This window comes from Pseudomonas sp. PWP3-1b2, assembly GCF_049896045.1.
In the GTDB taxonomy this organism is placed as follows: Bacteria; Pseudomonadota; Gammaproteobacteria; order Pseudomonadales; family Pseudomonadaceae; genus Aquipseudomonas; species Aquipseudomonas antarctica_B.
Map to the genome: position 1 here is coordinate 91,362 of NZ_JAFCTN010000016.1, position 18,435 is coordinate 109,796.

Genomic DNA, 18,435 nt, shown 5'->3' on the forward strand with positions numbered 1-18,435 from the left:
GACGCTATGACTCGAAAAACCCGGCACTGTCTTACGAATAATAGGCAGCAATGCATGCTTAACGCCTTTTCACACATGGCACTTTGGGCTTGTGTGAACCAACAAATAAGATTTGCGCTTAGGGTTCGAGGCGGCGTTGCTGGTAAATCCAGTCAACGATCTCGCCGTCAGGCGTATAGCCGCTGACGGTATCGCGCAGCATTTGACGAACGCGCGTGTAGTCATCCTGCTCTACGGCGGTCAAAAGCTCCGTCAGTTTGTCTTTGAGCACATCCCACGCAAGGTAATCTTCATTCGCGCTCATGATCATCGGGTGCTGAGTCGCGACCACGTTGTCGCCAATCAACAGCTCTTCATACAGTTTTTCGCCAGGGCGCAGACCCGAAAACTCGATGGCGATATCACCGTGTGGGTTTTTTTCAGAGCGAACACTCAGGCCTGACAGATGAATCATCTTCTCGGCCAATTCGACGATCCTTACCGGCTCGCCCATGTCCAGCACGAATACATCGCCACCCTGCCCCATGGAACCGGCTTGAATCACCAGCTGGGCCGCTTCGGGAATGGTCATGAAATAGCGAGTGATCTTCGGGTGCGTAACCGTTAATGGACCGCCGGACTTGATTTGCTTGTGAAATAGCGGAATCACCGAGCCGGAAGAACCCAGTACATTGCCAAAACGTACCATGGTAAAGCGAGTTTTATTGACCCGCGACACGTTCGACTTATCACCGAACAATACCGGCGCCAATTCACGGCTCAGGGCCTGAAGACTCAATTCGGCGAGGCGCTTGGTGCTACCCATTACATTGGTAGGGCGTACGGCCTTGTCGGTGGAAATCAGTACGAAGTTCGCCACGCCTGCCTGCAACGCTGCCTGCGCTGTATTCAGTGTGCCAATCACGTTGTTCAGTACACCCTCGGCAATATTGTGCTCAACCATCGGCACATGCTTATAGGCCGCGGCGTGGTAGACCGTATCGACGCGCCAAGTCTTCATAACATCCAAAAGCTTGGACTGATTTCGAACAGACCCCAGAATCGGCAATAACTTCACAGGCAGCGACTCACGTGTAACCCGCTGTTCGAGTTCCGAGAGAATACTGTAAAGATTGAATTCACTGTGCTCGAACAACAGCAGCGTCGTTGGGCGCAAGGCGAGAATCTGCCGACAAAGCTCGGAGCCGATAGAACCGCCAGCCCCCGTTACGAGGACATTCTGACCTTTGATGCAGTGCTCCAACAACTCCGCTTGGGCCGGGACCGTATCGCGACCCAATAGGTCAGCAATGTCCACTTCCTGAATGTCGTCTACCTTGACTCTACCGCTCGCCAGATCCATGAAGCCGGGCACACTTCGCACGTGGAGTGGAAAGCCCTCAAGGTAGCCAAGGATTTCCCGACGACGCCCGCGATTGGATGAAGGAATCGCCAGCAGGATCTCCTGAGCGCCGGTGATGTCGATCATGCGCTGGATATGCTTGGGCTTGTAGACCTGCAAGCCTGAGATGACTCGGTCGGAAATGCTGGTGTCATCGTCTATGAATGCGACAGGACGCATCACTCGGCCCATCCGCAATGCGGCGACCAACTGATTGCCGGCGGCACCAGCGCCATAGATGGCAACCCGGGGAAGACCATCTTCACGACTGGTGAAGGGCACATGTTGCGCCGCAGCAAACCAGTCGCCCAGGAAGTACTGTCGCATCGCTAAGCGTAGCCCCCCCACCATAACCAGGCTGAGCCACCAGTAGTTGAAAATGATGGAGCGCGGAACCACAGCTTGGTGGTTGCTGTACCAGTACACCAGTACGCCAAGGATGAGCGACGAAAGGCTTACAGCTTTGATGATTGCAATAAAAGCATCGTTACCGAAGTAACGCATGACGGCACGGTACATCCCGAAGCGGATGAACAAAGGAATGGCCACAACGGGCGCGGCAAGAAACAGCCAGGCATGGGTTTGAAAAGGGTTAACCAGCTCATCCACTCCGAGTCGCACGACGAAAGCAAGCCATAATGCAGCCCAGACGACAAATACGTCAGTGCCAACTTGAATCAATCGCTTCTTGCGACGTGGCAACCCGACCAAAAAAGCTCGCAATCTGTCCATAGCCCCTTCACCCACCTCAGACTTCCCCCATAGATTTTTCAACGCAGGCAACATTCTACGTTTTTAAGCACATCATGGTTCACTAAAAATCAATTCCTTGGAGGATTAGCTGCTCACTGGCCGCTCCAGCGTACCCGCCTGAAACTTAACAGCAAGAACAACAAGGGGAAAATACGCCAAAATCAAACCCAATGCGCCGTCCAGCCCGAGGTAGACCACACACAGAGATACGGGCAGCAACCAACATACATTTATAGCTGCAACGGCTAATGTCACCGGCAGGTGACGGCCATATCGCCTGCTAGCAAATTGATAGGCATGACTGCGATGCGCCTCATACACCTTGTCGCCACGCAACAGACGACGGATTAGTGTAAAGGTCGCGTCAACAACGAAGACGCCAAGTAAAATCAGCCAAGACCACAATAATTGAGAAGATGCCCAGGCAGCCTGAATCGAGAGTACCCCCAGAATAACACCGAGAAAGCCGCTGCCAGCATCCCCCATGAATATCCGAGCGGGGGGAAAATTCCAAAACAAAAAACCTGTAACGGCAGCCGCCAGAAATAACGGGAGCCAGATCAAACTTTCGAATCCGGCCAACCAGTAGAGCAAGCACGCGCCCAGGCATGCACTAATGGCCTCAACACTGGCAATGCCATCAATGCCATCCATAAAGTTATATAGATTGAGCATCCATACAAGGTACAAAGCGGCCGCTAAATGCCCCACCCATTGGAGATCAACCACGACCCCGAAAAAATTTACTGGAGGCAGACCGCCCAACCAGAACAGTGCCCAGATGGCAGCGATAAAATGGCCGAGCAACCGCCACCTGGCGGCGATATGCCCATGATCATCCATAAAACCAATCAGCGCGACTAAAGCGCCCGCACCACCCAACGCGATCACGCTGGACGAAGGCACAAACTTCGTGATGCCGAATAAAGCAAGCACCAAGAGGTAGGTGATAACGATCGAAACACCGCCCCCGCGAGGGGTTGGAATGGAGTGGGAACTGCGAGCGTTAGGGACGTCAATGATACTTTTTGCCAACGCATATCGGCGCATGCCCGCCGTAAACGAAAACGACAACAGGACCGCTACGACTATCAACCACCACGTGTTCATTAATTATCTCTTTTCATATAATGCGAGGCGGCCAACTTCAGCGCGTGGTCAACCGATACGGGCGGTACCCAAGACAGCAATGAACGCGTCTTTTCAATATCGACCTGTAATGAACCGCACAAGCGCTGAGACAGCGATTTTTTGCCTAATGCAGTGGCGCCAGCACTCAGGAGTGCGCTTGGCACCGGCAGTAACAACGCTTTCTTGTTCAAGGCTGCTGCCATTCTGCGCAGTAATTGAGTCGTGGAAAGGTCCTCTCCATCACTCACCAAAAATGTTTGATTAGCCGCTGATGGGTGGGCAGTTGCAACGACGATAAGGTCGACAAGATTGTCCAGTGCAACCAGACTACGCCTGTTGTTAATCGCACCAAACGGAAGCGGAATTCCTTTATCCAGCCAGCGCATCATATTCAGGAAGTTTGCTTTTACGCCGGGCCCGTATACCAAAACGGGACGAATGATGACGACTTCCAGACGACTCGAGGCCGCGATCTCTCGCAGTCCGACCTCAGCCTCCATTTTTGAAACACCGTAGGGGTCTGCGGGTGCGGGAACATCCTCCGCGGTATAGGCGTGTCCAGTATCTGTTCCTTCACCATTTACCTTGATGGAACTGATAAAAACCAAGCGACGGACGCCTGCGGCCACAGCCTGGCGGGCCAGATTCAAAGTTCCCTGAACATTGACTTTTCGAAAGACAGTGAGAGGGTCAGACGCCGTATCATTCATCACGTGGACGCGCGCGGCCGCGTGCACGATCACGTCAACGCCTTTAAGCGCCTCGGACCAATCAGTCTCGGGGGAGAGTTCACCCACATTAATTTGTTTCACCGCATCATTGCCGCCGGCGCACTGGCGTCTTACAGCGCCGGTTACTTGAACACCCTCTTCAGCGTTCAAAACCTCGACCAATCGAGTGCCTACGAACCCGGACGCTCCCGTAACTAATACATGCATCAATAATACCCCAGTGCAAAATTCAGAGCTTGAACTTACAGTGCTAACGGATTAGCTGGAAAATGTAATTTTTAAAATCAAGCCAACAGCTTGTTAATGTATAACGACATTTCTTCGATAATTAGCGGCTGGGCGAACTCAGTATGCGCTCGATGGCGAGCAGCCTCAGATAACGAAGCCCTCAACTCTCTATCGGAATACAGCTTTACCATTGCATCACTCATCTCATCAATCGCCCCAGGGCGATGAAGAATACCTGTTACACCGTCTTGAACTGCATCACTCAGACCATATATTCGAGATGCGATAGCAGGCAGCCCCACACCGGCCGCCTGAATGGTCGCCAAACTAAAGCCTTCGCGGTAACTGGGCAAACTGAAAATATCGGCCGCCGCCATGTAGCCCTCAGGATCGTTAGTAAACCCAATGCGATGACACCGCCCACTGAACCTTGCACTCAACTCAGTAATCACGCCTTCGACACCTTCTTCATCAGGTCCGACGACCAACAGATGCGCGTTGGGCGCACGCGAGCCGACATCGGTAAACGCTCGGGCCAAATCGACAATGCCCTTGGCGCGAGTCAATCTCGCCATAAACAAAAAAACCACTGCCGATTCATCAAGCCCCAACTCACTGCGAATTCGCGCGCGCGCCAAGGCATTCGGTTTAAAGCGCTCCAGGTCCACCCCACTGATAGAGCCTTTACCGAGCACTTCTATCTTTGCGGGCTTCACCACATTTTCAGCTATCAGAAAGTCGCGCTGCGAGGGACTGTCTGCCAACAGGTGGGTCGCTGCAAATGCCAGAAGCTGATCCAATTTTTTTAGCGCAAAACGCGAAAAACCTTGCTTGGTGTACCATACTTGCCCAGTAAAAATATGAATGCGACAGGGCACGCGTGCAAAGTAACCTGCCAGCATCGTCAGAAGACCAGACTTAGGCATAATCGATAGCACACAATCGAACCGCTCAACCGTGAAAATTCTGAACAACTTAATTAAAGACACCACATCGCTAAACATCGAAACCTTGCGTTGGATAGGTAGCGGGATGAACTTTATACGCTTATCCAAAAACTGGTAGACATCGTCGGCCGCAGCATTAGCCATAACGGTGACACTGTACGTCTCCGCGAGCTTGTTGATATGCTCAACCATGAACACCTTCAACGCGACAGGTACCGTAGCCACCACACATATTTTCTTTTGTTTAGTCATGAACAACCACAGCTTTGAGATTTGATTTTTTAATGTATTGGCTTAGCAATGCGGGCATCGCTTGTGGTATTGACGCCTGATACTTAAAACCGATAGTTTCTTCAATTTTGACCGAGCTATAACCCACTTTTTTTACAAGTTCATCAATGCGATCGTCCGTCAGCGGCAATCTGACAAACGGCGAAGCCAGCTTCACCAACAGCCTGACGATTTGCTCCGGTACCCTAAAGGTAGGCCTTGATACGTTGTAAGTGTCTGCCATGGAATCAATGACCTCGGAAAGCAGGCAATCATTGGACAGAATAAAGATTTGCCCTGTTGCTCTCGCATCCGACGCGCACATCACCAGGGCACGTACGACATCATCGACATGAACATAAGTCGACAGTGCCTGTTTCGAGCCCATATAAAAAAACAGGCGCTTTCGCACCATGGCGGACAACTGGAAAAATGACTGATTAGGCATCTCCGGGCCTACCACAATTGAGGGGCGTATGATCGTGTAGGTGAAAAGAGGCTCGATTTCAGCAAAGCTGATAATCAATTCGTCGGAAATAGTTTTGGTGACCTCATATTCTCCCACTGGCGCAGGAGGAAAGGTCTCATCAATTGAAACGGCAGATTCTTGATTTGAAAGTGTCCGCTTGCCATAGGCACCGGTGCTGCTCAACTGAATCCAGTGAAAAGCCTCCCCGGTAAGTCTTATTTTTTCACTTACCGCTTTCAGCAAATTGGAGGTGCCGCGAACATGCAGGTCATACATCAAATCAGTGTCGTTGATTTCGCCCGCGCAGTGATACAAAAGATTGCAGCCCTCGAGAAAGCCACGAAGCTCGCCATGCGGCTGGAGCAAATCACCAGCGAACACTTCACGTCCCGGCACTGCCGGTTGTTCTTTGCGTGAGAGTATTCTGACCCTATCACCCTGGCTTAATAGCAAAGCACAAAGCGGGCCACCGATAAAGCCAGTGCCACCAGTTACACACACGTTCACACGCCACCTCTGGACAAAACCAACAGCTGCTGAATACTCAAAAATCCACTTGGCGTGGCACCAGCAAATCTGACATTGGGTAAATTGCGAAGGTTCATTCGACTACAACTCCGCAAATGGTTCGCTCAAATGATAAGGCAAGAAGGGCGAGGGCCCCTCGCCTTCTTCAAACACAAAATTCCTGTAGCTACTAAACGCCGCTAGCAATCCTGCAAAAATCAAAAATACCTTCATAGCACGATCAAAATCCAGCTGACATCTGCCGTAGGTAAGCAATATTGCAAGAGGATAGGCGAATGAAATCAAATCCAGAAATCTTAAGCCTGCGTAGGAAATACTTGAGACCAACCAAAAAAAAGCGGTAAATCCGCCTCCTAGAAACATGAGTTTGGCGCGCTCCGCACGAGGCAATTTTGACAGCGCGACCCCCACAAGGAGCACCAACAATACGGCGATTTTGCCCAATCCTGAGAACGGGCTGGGGGACTCGGAGCCTTGATAAGAAAGCAGTTTGGCGGAGAAATAGTCGCCATTGAGACTGAAGATAGCCAGCACTACCGCACTTGCAAAGGGGACAATCAGAATATTAGACGCCCTTGCCCAACGTGCCTGTGAAGCCCAAATGAAGACCAGGGAAACCAGCGATGAATAATGAAACATCAAGGCGGACAGCGCTAAAACCAGTCCTGAGAGCCTGTGTAATTGCCTAATTCTCTGCATGGCTAGCAGGAGCAACATAGCGGCGATACCAATCCGCAACCCGTTCATCGTGTACTGATAAACGAAGGCGGGCAACATGTAAGACAGCAATAGAAATTTTTCATTCTTATCGGAGCGAAAAAGGTAAAGAAACAAGATGACAAAGATAATGACACTTACCAGCCTGACAGCGACCGCGGCTGAACCGGTAAGCGACACCAGTGCCCAACTCATGAAGACAAAGCCAGGCTCCATCCCCGTCCAGGAAAGCCCATCCATCAAGCGGCTGACAACGGTTTCATAGGTATCGGTGTCAGTGCCCACCGCACCGCGGAAGACGGCGATAAATAGAAAAAACAATAACGCGATAGATGCAAACAGGCGAGTTCTGTAACCAGACAGTGCCGTTAACAGCAACATCGCGAGCACGAAAACCCAGCCAAATATATATATCATGCTGAACCACGACCGAACATTAACTTCATTGCCCGACGAACATAGCGAGCCAGCGACCAGAACGTCAGTGAGCAATAAGACATAAACCCAATCTTTTTCTTGCCGCGCAACGCCCGGTACACCCCCAACTCACCCTTCTCCATCTTCCACAGGTTCCCACTTAACCCAGCATGCCCATAGAGAGGTTTATAGCAAAAAGTCAGCGGTTTATTCATCGAGTAGCATGAATAACCGGAACAACACAGATCGCACCAGAGTTCATAGTCTTCACAAAATCTTTTGCCTTCCGGAAAGCGAAATGGCAACGCTTTGCGCACCATGACTGAGGGCGTGGAAAAACGATTGGATAACAACAACTCACGACTTGAAACCGATGAAAAAACCACGTCTTCTTCAGCGTAGTATTCTGTGGCCACAACCGATGAAGCCTCAATGGTCAGCCCGGTCTGTCCTGTCAACGCGACCGTTGGATTACGCTGCATCCAGCCATACTGAACTTCGATCTTCTGGCGATGCCAACTATCGTCAGAATCCAAAAACGCAACATACGGCTGGCTGGCCGCGTTCCAGCCTTCATTTCTTGCAGTTCCTGGCCCGGCATTCGCAGCCAGCGATACGATATTTATCCAGCCTCTGGGATATTCTCCGGCAAGCGCTGTGAGGAGAGCCAGCGTGTCATCCGGACTCGCATCATCAACCAGGATAACTTCAGCAGGACGCAATGATTGCTGGTAGACGGAGTCAACGGCACGTCGTACGGTATCCTTACAGCAATAACACGGGATAACCACGCTTACCCGTGCAGCGCTTGAACTTGGCACATCCGATTCAGTAACCATTTAACGCTTCCAATTACAAATAACCTAGCTACAGCAGCGCTGTAGCCATTAAGGATAAATTGTCGCCCAGTTCCGCAGAAATCAGTCTGGAAGCTGCATATCTACTTTACGCGAACGTAATTGTCGCTCAAGTTCCTGACTTGCCAAATAGGAGGTATCAAGACCCGAAATAACTTCTATTGTGTTAGTCACATGGCGAGCACGAAACCTATTGACGATTCGGGAAGCCCCCCATAAAAACTCGCCCCAGACAGACCACACCAATTGACCAATTACCTTTCCTGCACCGTGCAAGGAACACAACTTCCTGAACGAAAATAACGTTTCTCTGTAAGAGCGTGGAAAGTAGACAAAACACTTCAACAAGAGTCGACCGAAATTTGGGTTCAGACTAACACCACTGTGAGCTTCGACCTTCTCCACCGCCTTCAATAGCGAGAAAGACCATACCGTCGGTACTGAATAGAACTCCGGCACTCGACTGTCCCACACAAGATTTTTGAACGGTGCGATATGTGCGTTTTCTCGCAACTTGCCATAATGCCCGCCGGAGCTGCTTTGTCCGGAAGTACTCACACCTGAGGCGCCTGGAATGATGACCGGGTAATCAATCAAGAAGCAGCTTTGCGACTCGTTGGCGATGAGGAACGAGCTGTAGATATCCGGACTGACACCTCCGAATAAACCACCGTACTTACGCTCAATCCTGCGTGCCAGATCAGAAGAGATCATCCCAGCGTAGGCACGTGGCATGTTGAACACGCCACCGCCAAAGTTATCAAGCGCATAGTTCATGGAACCTTTCAAATCATGAGGAACTACGCTGCCATTGAAGGGAGCGAGATGCAACGTTCCAAAATAAGAATCCCCTCGGGTCGCATGTTTGAAATCATCCCAGTAATACAGCGCCGGGAAGTTAAACTTCAACGAATCAACATTCTTGGATTTTGCCCATGCCGCGACCTTTACAATTTCTGCTGATACGAAATCGTCATCGCCGATGAACGCCAAATAATCACCGTCCGCGGAACGCAGACCAAGATTAAAGTTATCAACGACACTGATACCCTCACCCGACCTCACGAACTTCAGTCGTGACTCTGGGTACGCATCAGAAAACTGAGGGGCAATATCATCTATCGGGCTGGAGTCGCAGACAACAACCTGTATCTCATCTGAGAGTTCCAGAATCGACCTGATCGACTGCACCGCGTATTTAGCGCGATTATGAGTGGGTATAATAACACTTAGTAATGTCATACTTATCAGCCGATACTGTGCTTGATATAAGCCAACGTCATAAGCAATTCTTTGATTTGCTCGATATTAAGCAGATCGGTATTATGAGACGTATAGTCATCGACGGCATTGGCCTCAAGATCGCCCTCAATAATGAACTTATCATAGTTCAAGTCACGGTTATCTGCGGGGATTCGGTAGTACCGCCCCATGTCTTTGGCCTTTGCCATTTCTTCGCGGGAAACGAGAGACTCGTACAACTTCTCACCGTGCCGAGTGCCTATTATGTTTACCGGCACATCGCTGGAAAATAGCTCTTTCAGAGCGAAGGTTAAATCACCAATGGTACTGGCGGGCGCTTTCTGAACAAAGATATCTCCCTGCTCTCCGTGCTCAAATGCATGCAGGACCAGATCAACCGAATCTTCGAGACTCATCAGGAATCGAGTCATTTTCGGGTCAGTCACAGTAAGCGGCACGCCTGCCTTGATTTTTTCCACAAAAAGCGGAATAACCGAACCACGCGAGGCCATGACGTTTCCGTATCGAGTTGCACACAGCACAGGGCCGCCTTCGCGAACCGTCCGAGACTTAGCGATTAGAACTTTCTCACCCATTGCCTTGGAAATCCCCATCGCGTTGATGGGGTAAACCGCTTTGTCGGTACTCAACAAAACAACGCGCTGAACATTATTATCAATGGCCGCATTAAGAACGTTTTCGGTTCCATTAACGTTGGTCAGCACGGCTTCCATCGGATAAAACTCACACGACGGCACTTGTTTCAGCGCTGCGGCATGGAAAACATAATCTACGCCCGCCATAGCGCGATTGATGCTCTCGTAATTTCTCACGTCACCGATGTGAAACTTGACCTTGGGATTGTTCAAAGCAATCCGCATGTCTTCCTGTTTTTTCTCATCTCGGCTGAACACGATAATTTCTTTAACGTCGGTACTTAAAAACCGATTCAGTACCGTATTACCGAAAGACCCGGTACCACCGGTAATCATCAAAACTTTGTTGTCAAACATGATCAAACCCACCAATCAAATAAGTATATATAGAGCCAGACCGAAAACCGCAATGGACCCTAACATCAACGTCAATACCAGCAACGCAGTACTCCTCGCGTACGAGGCCACGCCAGATAGCGTAGAAGCCCGAACCCAGGAGACCACGGTGGAAGCCGTATGGTATGCGGAGTACACGTAGCATACGGCTTCGACATTCTTCCCTACCGCAGCGATGGTAGCCAGCACCAGCGTTACGACCGTCAAGCATGCAGACATCACAGCTTGAAAACGATAGTCCTTGGCGTAAATCAACTGACTGTAAGGTATAAAACCAAATGCACCAATAGCCAAACCTGGTAGCAGTATCGCGACATAGGTAGCTATCGTGGCATTATTTTCCCCTGCCCCCATCCAAAGATCGATGATTGGCACGCGAAACCACCATAAAATCAAGGTAGGCACTGCGGTAACAACGAAGACCGACAGTGCAAACCTGAGTGCCGTTTTTTGCGCGCCATCGCCTCCTGTGTCCCGAGCCGCTTCGCGCAGAAAAATCGGTTGGAAATACTGGCTGACGGGTCCAGCAAGAATGGAAATAGGCGTCATGCATAACAGACTCGCCAAGTAGTAAGGTGCAACGCTACTGGCGGACGCAAACATTGAAATGATCGGCTTGTCGAGTTGAGTTACCGCAGCGCCCGCCGCAGAAAACAAAACCAGAGCCCCCCCCATCTTCGTCAACGCCAATGCATCAGACACCGTAGGGCGCGTTATCAATATCTCCCCATCGACACCTTCGGCCAGAGCTGAAGTTAAAACATAACGCGAAAGCCCCCAATGCAAAGCAGTCACGATTAATTGAGTGATGATGAAAATCTCAAGCGTCGGCGACAGCCAATTTAATGCGGCGGCGGTTATACACGCGCGTATAACCACGCCTACTATCTGTAATCCGCTACCTAACGTATAACTACCACGCGCTATTAAGCTGCAGTAATAGAGGTTTTGCATGACCAGCAGCCAGAACAGAAGAACCGCACCAACGACCACTGTCCAAGAGACCGACTCTCCAAAATAAAGCAACTTCAACGTCAGCGCAATCAACAGCGACAGCGCATAAAACCCCGACAGGCTCAACTCAGCAGTGCGCACCAGCGTCAACAGTGATTGGTTGCTACGAGTGCCGACGGACACCTCCCTGCTTGTCAGGGTAGACATGCCAAGATCCATCATGACCAAAAGCGCTTGCAGCGAAAGTATTACTGCGACAATGCCAAACTGTGAACTGCCGAGTAAACGGCTATATAAAGGTAAAAACAAAAAGGCCACCAGCAAACTGGAAGACCTTCCCGCGTACAGCATCATCATTCTCCCAATCACAGGAGCTCGCAAATTCATAGGAGTCGGTCGACTTGATCAATAGCAGTCGCCGCAACAGCATCCTTTAACGCGCTGGCAATAACGACTAGGTCTGCCTCTTCCAGCCACCAGCCGCAGGGCAGGCCTAGAATATTGCTCTGCAGATAGTCAGTGTTTGGTAACTCAACAGCCTGACCACTAAAGCCGCTGTACAGGTCATTTCGTTGATGCACCCGTGAAGCCATTACCCCCCGACTTTTTAGTTCGGCCAACACACGCTCTTGCTCTTCAACGAAGACCAAGAAAACCCAATAGGCGGGTACGTCGCCTGGCTTTACCGGCACCGCTTGTACTCCGTGTATACCCGAGATAAGAGTTTGCAGCCTCCGGGCATTCTCCAGGGTCGCCTCATGCCGGGCTTGCACCGTCGAAAACTGCGCGCACGCCAACGCACTACACAGGTTGTTCATCGTCATTCCCCAGCCAATCTCGGGGATATCGGACTGCGGGTTGATCTCTCCAACCTTCGTTCTGAAGGTATTGAAATCAATTCCAAAGCGCCTCAAACGCCGTGCTTTTTTAGCCATTTCCTCCGTACGGCAGGCCAGGGCACCGCCTTCAGTGGCGTTGATTTGCCGATTGGGATAGAAGGAGTAGATTGCAAAATCGCCGTGGGATCCGACCACCATGGAGTCTTGCGTAGCCAACAGCGAGTTGTCGCAATCCTCAATCAGCACGACGTTATGTCTCCTGCACAGCTCGCTGATTTCTTTTGCAGGCCCTGGGTATCCGGCAACGTGGTACAAAATAACCGCTTTGGTTTTTTTGCTGATCTTCGCCTCGAGATCAGCGATATCCATGGACACCGAACCCACACTCACGTCGACCCACACGGGTACAGCCTTTACATGGGCAATCGCTGAATTTGTGGAGAGGCAAGCGAAGGCTGTCGTCAAGACCTCATCACCCTCGCTCACGCCAGCCAAATGCAGCGCAAGAAAGAGGGCACTTGTCATGTCAATGGTCGACACTACATAGGGCAGTCCAACAATACTTGTTAAACCCTGCTCAAACTTTTCGACCCATTCTCCGCCCGCAATTTTACCGGAGCGTAAAATTTCAACCGCCGCCCCTTCCATTTCGGGAGTAGTGACGACACTGTAGAGTGGAAATACCTTGGACATGACTACTTCCCTCTTCAACCACGCTTCAACGTGTCAACAATTCGCTCGCGATCTTCATCGGATACCCACCAGCCGCATGGAATATGGATCAAACGCTTATAAAATTCATCAAGACCCGGCATGTCGCCCGCGAATGGTTTAAAAATGGAATGCATATGATTTGGACGATGCAGCTTTGACGCCATGACACCGTTCGCTGCCAACAACCTTTCCACTTCGTCAGCATCGTCTGCCAACAGCGTGTAGAGCCAATACGCAGACTTAACGCCTGACTGCACAGGGGCAGGCGACAAGCCAGAGAGACCTTCAAAAGCCCCGTCAAAATAACGTCCGTTTTCATAATGCCTTTGCAACAAAGGCGAAATAACATCCAGTTGCTTCAAGCCAATCACAGCAGCGACATTGTGCATATTGTATTTGTAGCCAACCCTCGTAATATCCACTTCAGTGCGAGGGACACCTTTAGCCAATCCAAACCAACGTAACTTACGCGCCTCCGCCATTTGGCTTGGATCTTTCATCATCAACAGACCACCGTCTACAGTGGTCATGTGCTTGATGGCCTGGAAGGAATAAATGGCATAATCACCAATCGTTCCGATAGGGTTGCCATTGTATTCGGCTCCCAACGCGTGCGCACAGTCCTCAATTAATGCAAGGCCATGACGGTCAGCGATCTCTCTCAGTTCATTCAGACGCGCGGGGTAGCCAGCATAATGCACAACACATATAGCTCGGGTTTTATCCGTGATTGCCGCTTCTACTGCGACCGGGCTTAGATTTCCGGTAAGGCGGTCAACGTCAGCGAAGACAGGGACGGCGCCCATTTGCAAGATAGTCGTATTGGTCGGCTCTGCGGTCATCGACGTAGTGACCACCTCGTGCCCTGCCTCTACGCCAGACAACAGCATCGCCAAGTGCAAAGCAGCGGTGCCGCTGCTAGTCGCTAGCACATTATTCAGCTTGAACATCTTTGCAAATAGATCTTCAAAGCGATAAACATACTCCCCTTCGGAGATCATGCCGCTGTACAGCACCGATTCCAGAGCAGGGAGCAAAGCCTCCCGTGGGGGCATAGCTACCTTGACAAGAGGAATAGGTGACGTTTGATTTGACATTTTTTAGATCCGGTCGAGAAATTTAATGTTTGGTAGTTTAACAGGGGCGCTGGAGTCCAAAAATTTAACCATCCTCACGGCGGCGGGACCCAAATTAAATTCGATGCCCTTTTTTTCCAACTCGGATATTAAAGAGTCTTCTTCTCCAACGGTGAGAGCGCATCGCCCCGGCATAGATGCCATGATCAAATCGACGACATCTTTTTCCTTACCACTCCACTCCGCCAAGCTATGACCGCCACTGGAAACAAGCACAATGATCGTTGCATTCTCGCTTGAGATCACCTGCCCACCGGTCGCGAAAGGTGGGATGCCCTGCTTATATTCACCCGACTGAGATAAGTCAGGCCAATTGCGCGTTTTATAGTCCAACTCGATGTGCTGATCTGGCGCCCACTCGATATGACCAAATTGGTTGCGCTGATCTGTCACAAACCCTTTTCCAGCGTAAACCTCCGGTTTTTGTGTCCAAAGGATCAGAGCAGCCAGGCGTCGACTGACAGCAAATTCTAAAGCGGTGTTCATCAAGTTTGACGCCAAGCCTTGTCCTCGTGAGCTCTCATCCACGCAAACCAGCCCTACTAATCCGACCGACGAATTTTGACTGATAGGTAGAACTCTGATAACCAGCGCGGCGATTGTTTCATCGGAGCCCTCGCAAGCCTTGATTTCGACACAAAATACGTTTTTGTCGCATGACATCCACGGGAAATGAGTGAGCAAGTCAACCCCTCTTCCCCTGGAAGAGAAAAAGACCTCCCAAAATAGCCGACGCGCGGTCTCCGGTACTCCAGAAGAAATTATTGGACTGAACGTGAGACCCATCCGATGAAACTCCATTTTTCAAGGCACTACGAGGCAAAGGCACAGAAAATCATCGAGCGACTTTACCGCCTTTAACGTTATTGCGCATCAAAAGCCCGAAGAGCAAATGCCAAGCCGCCAGGATTATCTCGAACCCGAGCGCCGGCTTTTTTGCATGTTGAGGCTATTCATTCGGGTGCTCATAGGATGGCCGCTCAGCAGGTGAGTTCCAAAGGTAGCCAAGGCCGCCGGACAGCGTCCGGCATGCCAAAAAGACATACGCTGCAGGACATTGACTCAGTTACAAGGCCCCTGATGCGAGCACCTCAGATCTTCACCTGGTCTCAGCACCTTCGACCATCATCGATTTTGGAAGACTCACCTCGACAGGGCGACTAGCCGCCCAGGCTCGCGCAAGGGCAATAAAGCCACCGATAATTCCCCCCGCAATCAAGCCAAGCAGAACGATCATGAGTTTATTCGGCTTCATCGGGCTCAGCGGCTCCAGAGCCTGCTTATCTATAACGACGAGCTTGAGACCGTCCAAGTTGATATTAAGATTTTTCAATCGGACAATTTCCGCGCGCAACGGATCAACGCCGGCGAGAAACAGATCTTCATCTTGGCGCTGGTTAAGCACCTCAATTTGTCGATTTGACTTAAGCAACTGCAACTCTTTTGCTATCTGAGCTATACGCACTGCCGCAAAATCATCAGACTTACGCGCCATCAGCGCCGCGCGTTCAGCCTGAAGCGCGTCTACCCCCATAAAATAAAGGGGAATCTGTTGATTATTAATCTCCGTCCGCATGACACTACCGCCAGCGCGCGTCGAATCACCCAGCGATGTAGGCGTAGTCGGCTTATCTATACCCAGTGAACGTGCGATGCCAATAGCTTCGTTGAGCTGGGCAATACGATCGTTACGCTGAGTTTTGAGCTGCTCACGCAAAGCCTTCAGCTCGTCGGTCAGTTGAGCACGACGCAAATCATCTGCTTCTCGCAGCGAGGCAATCTTGCTCTGCTTGTCATTGAAATAACTTGAGCGTGCAGCCTCTAACTTTCCTTGGAGTTCATTGATCCGATTTTTCACAATGACGTCTATATCTGCAGCAACTTGCTTGCGCTCGGTTGCAATGGCATACGTCACGAAACCATTAAGAATCTTGACGCCATCCACTCCCTGAGGGTAGTTCATGTCGAGTCTGATGAATGCACTCAAGGCGTCAGCTTTTTTTGGGTCAGGCAATGATAGCGTGATGGAATTCCGATTAAATTCCTCGAAACTTTGCTCCAGCGTCCGACCTGGGCGCACAAACGCTTTGAACAACTGCTGATTCTCTCGAAAGAAACCCAGCCTTGTCTCGTAAGAATCAAGCGAGCCCCCGACTTTCAAAAGTGCTTCGCTCGGGGGCAGCGAATAAACTTCTGACCGGTTCAGCGCATCCAGCTCATTGATCGCAGCGGGGCGTAAGACGCTACTCACCTGATAGACAGGCGTAACTGTGAAAGCGTACGCAGCCGCCAGCAACCCAGCTGCGGTAGCGGTTAACATAACAAGTTTTTTTTGCCGCCAGATGGCTTGAAACAACGCAACGATGTCAATTTCGTCGGACGGGGGAACCGGTGGAGCGCGGAAGCTACTACTCACAACAAAGACCTGCCTTCAAAGAGAAACTGCGGGCTCGTTATGCAGACCATATTGTGTATATTTTTATTCTATGCAGCCAATCGCCAAAGCCAAGCGTCTCTGCCAAGCTTAAAGCGCACAATTGTCAGTTATCGAGAACAGATTTCATTTTGCCATCTATTTAAGACATTACAAGTCTTGACACGCCTGTAGGATGAATCCTAGAAAGCTTAAAAAATGGCCCCGCTGCCTGTCCGATCAGGGGTAAAAAAAGAAAAGCCTGAATGAGCGATGCGGTGCTCAATGATGCCGCTGGATTTGCTGGCTGCTAAGATCCAACAGCGCAAACTCGCGAGACAATTGAATGTCTTTTTTTGAAATCTATCTGACAGACGGTAGCGCCAGATTTACCGATCGTCATTTCTTAGTCTGTTAAAGATGCCCCGCAGCCAACCCTCTATGACGCCGCGTGCGAAACAAGACACCCAGCAACGGACCTATCATCATTCCAACAACTAAAGCCAACACGACGAATACGGAAATTGGCATCTGCGCAGAGGAGAGCCCGAAAAATGACAGAGACACACTCTGCTGATTTTCCAGCACAAACCCTACAACTAACAGCACAACGACTAACATCGTCAACGCTGCTACAACACGCTTGATCCCACGCATAAGCTTTCCTCCCACCAAAATCACTCAGACGCCCTCTTCCTCTTCTTCGTTCACCCGATCTCGCAATTCCTTACCCGGCTTAAAGTGAGGTACAAATTTGCCGTCGAGGCTGACGGACTGTCCGGTTTTCGGATTACGACCTACACGCGGCGCGCGGTAGTGCAGGGAAAAGCTACCAAAGCCACGGATCTCAATTCGATCCCCAGTCGCCAGGCATTGGGACATTTGTTCAAGCATGGTCTTGATAGCCAGCTCCACATCCTTGGATGAGAGCAGCCCTTGATGGGTGACAATTCGTTCGATCAACTCCGACTTCGTCATATTTTTCCCTTCTTTTTCAAGCAGCTAGGAAAAGCGCTTCAAAGGTTTTAGCATGACTTGGTGAATTTGAACAGCCCACCGAACAACTTATCTGCGCCGAACATGAACGCTCCCAAGGGCCGCGTTTCAACTTCATTTGCAGATCACCAACATGGTGCGAGTGACAGCACCAGCGGGGTTCCAGCCGAATGGGTAATCACCCTCTTCGTCCCTGGCGTCGCTGGACCGGGTGACAACTTTATAGCCCTGCATCCTGCACTCACGAGCGGCGCGCTCTTCGCACTTCCCCCAGTTAGAGCCGAGCCCCGAGCAGTCAACCTCAATGCCACTGACGCCTCGCTTGACGTGGGTCTTGGCACTGGTGGCGGTACACCCTGTAAGCACTATCACCGCAAACACTAAAATAAGCCTGTTCATTCAAATCCTTATTGAAGCAACAACACGAGAATTGCTTTTCTTAAACTATAGTCAGTTCTGACACTGAGCTATACGTCTTCGTTCTCGCTTGTTGATTCAACGAATTTCAGGCACAAAAAAGGGCGACCGAAGTCGCCCTTTTTCTATGGTCTGACAGAACTTAGTTCTGTTTTTCCATTTGTGCACGCAACAGGTCGCCCAGAGTGGTAGGACCAGCAGCAATTTCAGAGGTAGCTGGCTTGTCGCGCAGGCTCTGGATTG

The 18,435-nt window shown here is 50.6% G+C and carries 17 protein-coding genes; all 17 read right to left on the bottom strand.

Features of this window, described 5'->3' with window-relative positions; genetic code table 11:
* Nucleotides 1–118 precede the first annotated feature (118 nt).
* Entirely contained in the window at nucleotides 119–2,113 is a 1,995-nt protein-coding gene (locus ACP7A2_RS13060; RefSeq protein ID WP_426134519.1) for a polysaccharide biosynthesis protein, read from the bottom strand.
* A 105-nt stretch (nucleotides 2,114–2,218) separates the two neighbouring features.
* A complete protein-coding gene (locus ACP7A2_RS13065) occupies nucleotides 2,219–3,244 on the bottom strand; it encodes an MraY family glycosyltransferase (RefSeq protein ID WP_426134520.1) in 1,026 nt (341 codons plus the stop codon).
* Nucleotides 3,244–4,203 carry a UDP-glucose 4-epimerase family protein gene (locus tag ACP7A2_RS13070; RefSeq protein WP_426134521.1) on the bottom strand — a complete coding sequence of 320 codons (960 nt, stop codon included), beginning with the start codon at nucleotides 4,201–4,203 and terminating at the stop codon, nucleotides 3,244–3,246. Before ACP7A2_RS13070 ends, ACP7A2_RS13065 begins: the two co-directional genes overlap by 1 nt.
* A 77-nt stretch (nucleotides 4,204–4,280) precedes the next feature.
* Nucleotides 4,281–5,423, bottom strand: coding sequence for a glycosyltransferase family 4 protein (locus tag ACP7A2_RS13075; protein WP_426134522.1), 1,143 nt, complete (start codon nucleotides 5,421–5,423; stop codon nucleotides 4,281–4,283).
* Entirely contained in the window at nucleotides 5,416–6,417 is a 1,002-nt protein-coding gene (locus ACP7A2_RS13080; protein WP_426134523.1) for an NAD-dependent epimerase/dehydratase family protein, read from the bottom strand. The genes ACP7A2_RS13075 and ACP7A2_RS13080 overlap by 8 nt, the downstream gene beginning before the upstream one ends.
* 102 nt (nucleotides 6,418–6,519) lie before the next feature.
* A complete protein-coding gene (locus tag ACP7A2_RS13085) occupies nucleotides 6,520–7,536 on the bottom strand; it encodes an EpsG family protein (protein WP_426134524.1) in 1,017 nt (338 codons plus the stop codon).
* Nucleotides 7,537–7,568: 32 nt separating this feature from the next.
* Nucleotides 7,569–8,411 carry a glycosyltransferase family 2 protein gene (locus ACP7A2_RS13090; protein ID WP_426134525.1) on the bottom strand — a complete coding sequence of 281 codons (843 nt, stop codon included), beginning with the start codon at nucleotides 8,409–8,411 and terminating at the stop codon, nucleotides 7,569–7,571.
* A gap of 81 nt (nucleotides 8,412–8,492) precedes the next feature.
* Nucleotides 8,493–9,671: a glycosyltransferase family 2 protein gene (locus ACP7A2_RS13095; protein ID WP_426134526.1), complete on the bottom strand. Its 1,179-nt coding sequence runs from the start codon at nucleotides 9,669–9,671 to the stop codon at nucleotides 8,493–8,495.
* A gap of 5 nt (nucleotides 9,672–9,676) precedes the next feature.
* Nucleotides 9,677–10,684 carry a polysaccharide biosynthesis protein gene (locus ACP7A2_RS13100; RefSeq protein ID WP_426134527.1) on the bottom strand — a complete coding sequence of 336 codons (1,008 nt, stop codon included), beginning with the start codon at nucleotides 10,682–10,684 and terminating at the stop codon, nucleotides 9,677–9,679.
* Between the two features lie 15 nt (nucleotides 10,685–10,699).
* Nucleotides 10,700–12,031 carry a lipopolysaccharide biosynthesis protein gene (locus tag ACP7A2_RS13105; RefSeq protein WP_426134528.1) on the bottom strand — a complete coding sequence of 444 codons (1,332 nt, stop codon included), beginning with the start codon at nucleotides 12,029–12,031 and terminating at the stop codon, nucleotides 10,700–10,702.
* Nucleotides 12,032–12,060: 29 nt separating this feature from the next.
* Nucleotides 12,061–13,209: a DegT/DnrJ/EryC1/StrS family aminotransferase gene (locus tag ACP7A2_RS13110; protein ID WP_426134529.1), complete on the bottom strand. Its 1,149-nt coding sequence runs from the start codon at nucleotides 13,207–13,209 to the stop codon at nucleotides 12,061–12,063.
* Between the two features lie 14 nt (nucleotides 13,210–13,223).
* Nucleotides 13,224–14,327, bottom strand: coding sequence for a DegT/DnrJ/EryC1/StrS family aminotransferase (locus ACP7A2_RS13115; RefSeq protein WP_426134530.1), 1,104 nt, complete (start codon nucleotides 14,325–14,327; stop codon nucleotides 13,224–13,226).
* Nucleotides 14,328–14,330: 3 nt separating this feature from the next.
* Entirely contained in the window at nucleotides 14,331–15,152 is an 822-nt protein-coding gene (locus ACP7A2_RS13120) for a GNAT family N-acetyltransferase (RefSeq protein ID WP_426134531.1), read from the bottom strand.
* Between the two features lie 313 nt (nucleotides 15,153–15,465).
* On the bottom strand, nucleotides 15,466–16,782 hold the full coding sequence (locus ACP7A2_RS13125) for a Wzz/FepE/Etk N-terminal domain-containing protein (protein WP_426134532.1): 1,317 nt from the start codon (nucleotides 16,780–16,782) through the stop codon (nucleotides 15,466–15,468).
* A gap of 411 nt (nucleotides 16,783–17,193) precedes the next feature.
* Complete coding sequence (locus tag ACP7A2_RS13130) at nucleotides 17,194–17,436, bottom strand: LapA family protein (protein ID WP_426134533.1); 243 nt, start codon at nucleotides 17,434–17,436, stop codon at nucleotides 17,194–17,196.
* A 24-nt stretch (nucleotides 17,437–17,460) separates the two neighbouring features.
* Nucleotides 17,461–17,757: an integration host factor subunit beta gene (gene ihfB, locus ACP7A2_RS13135; protein ID WP_003189779.1), complete on the bottom strand. Its 297-nt coding sequence runs from the start codon at nucleotides 17,755–17,757 to the stop codon at nucleotides 17,461–17,463.
* A gap of 132 nt (nucleotides 17,758–17,889) precedes the next feature.
* The gene (locus ACP7A2_RS13140; RefSeq protein ID WP_426134534.1) at nucleotides 17,890–18,174 is read right to left on the bottom strand and encodes a hypothetical protein; all 285 of its coding nucleotides are present in this window, start codon (nucleotides 18,172–18,174) and stop codon (nucleotides 17,890–17,892) included.
* Between the last annotated feature and the right edge of the window lie 261 nt (nucleotides 18,175–18,435).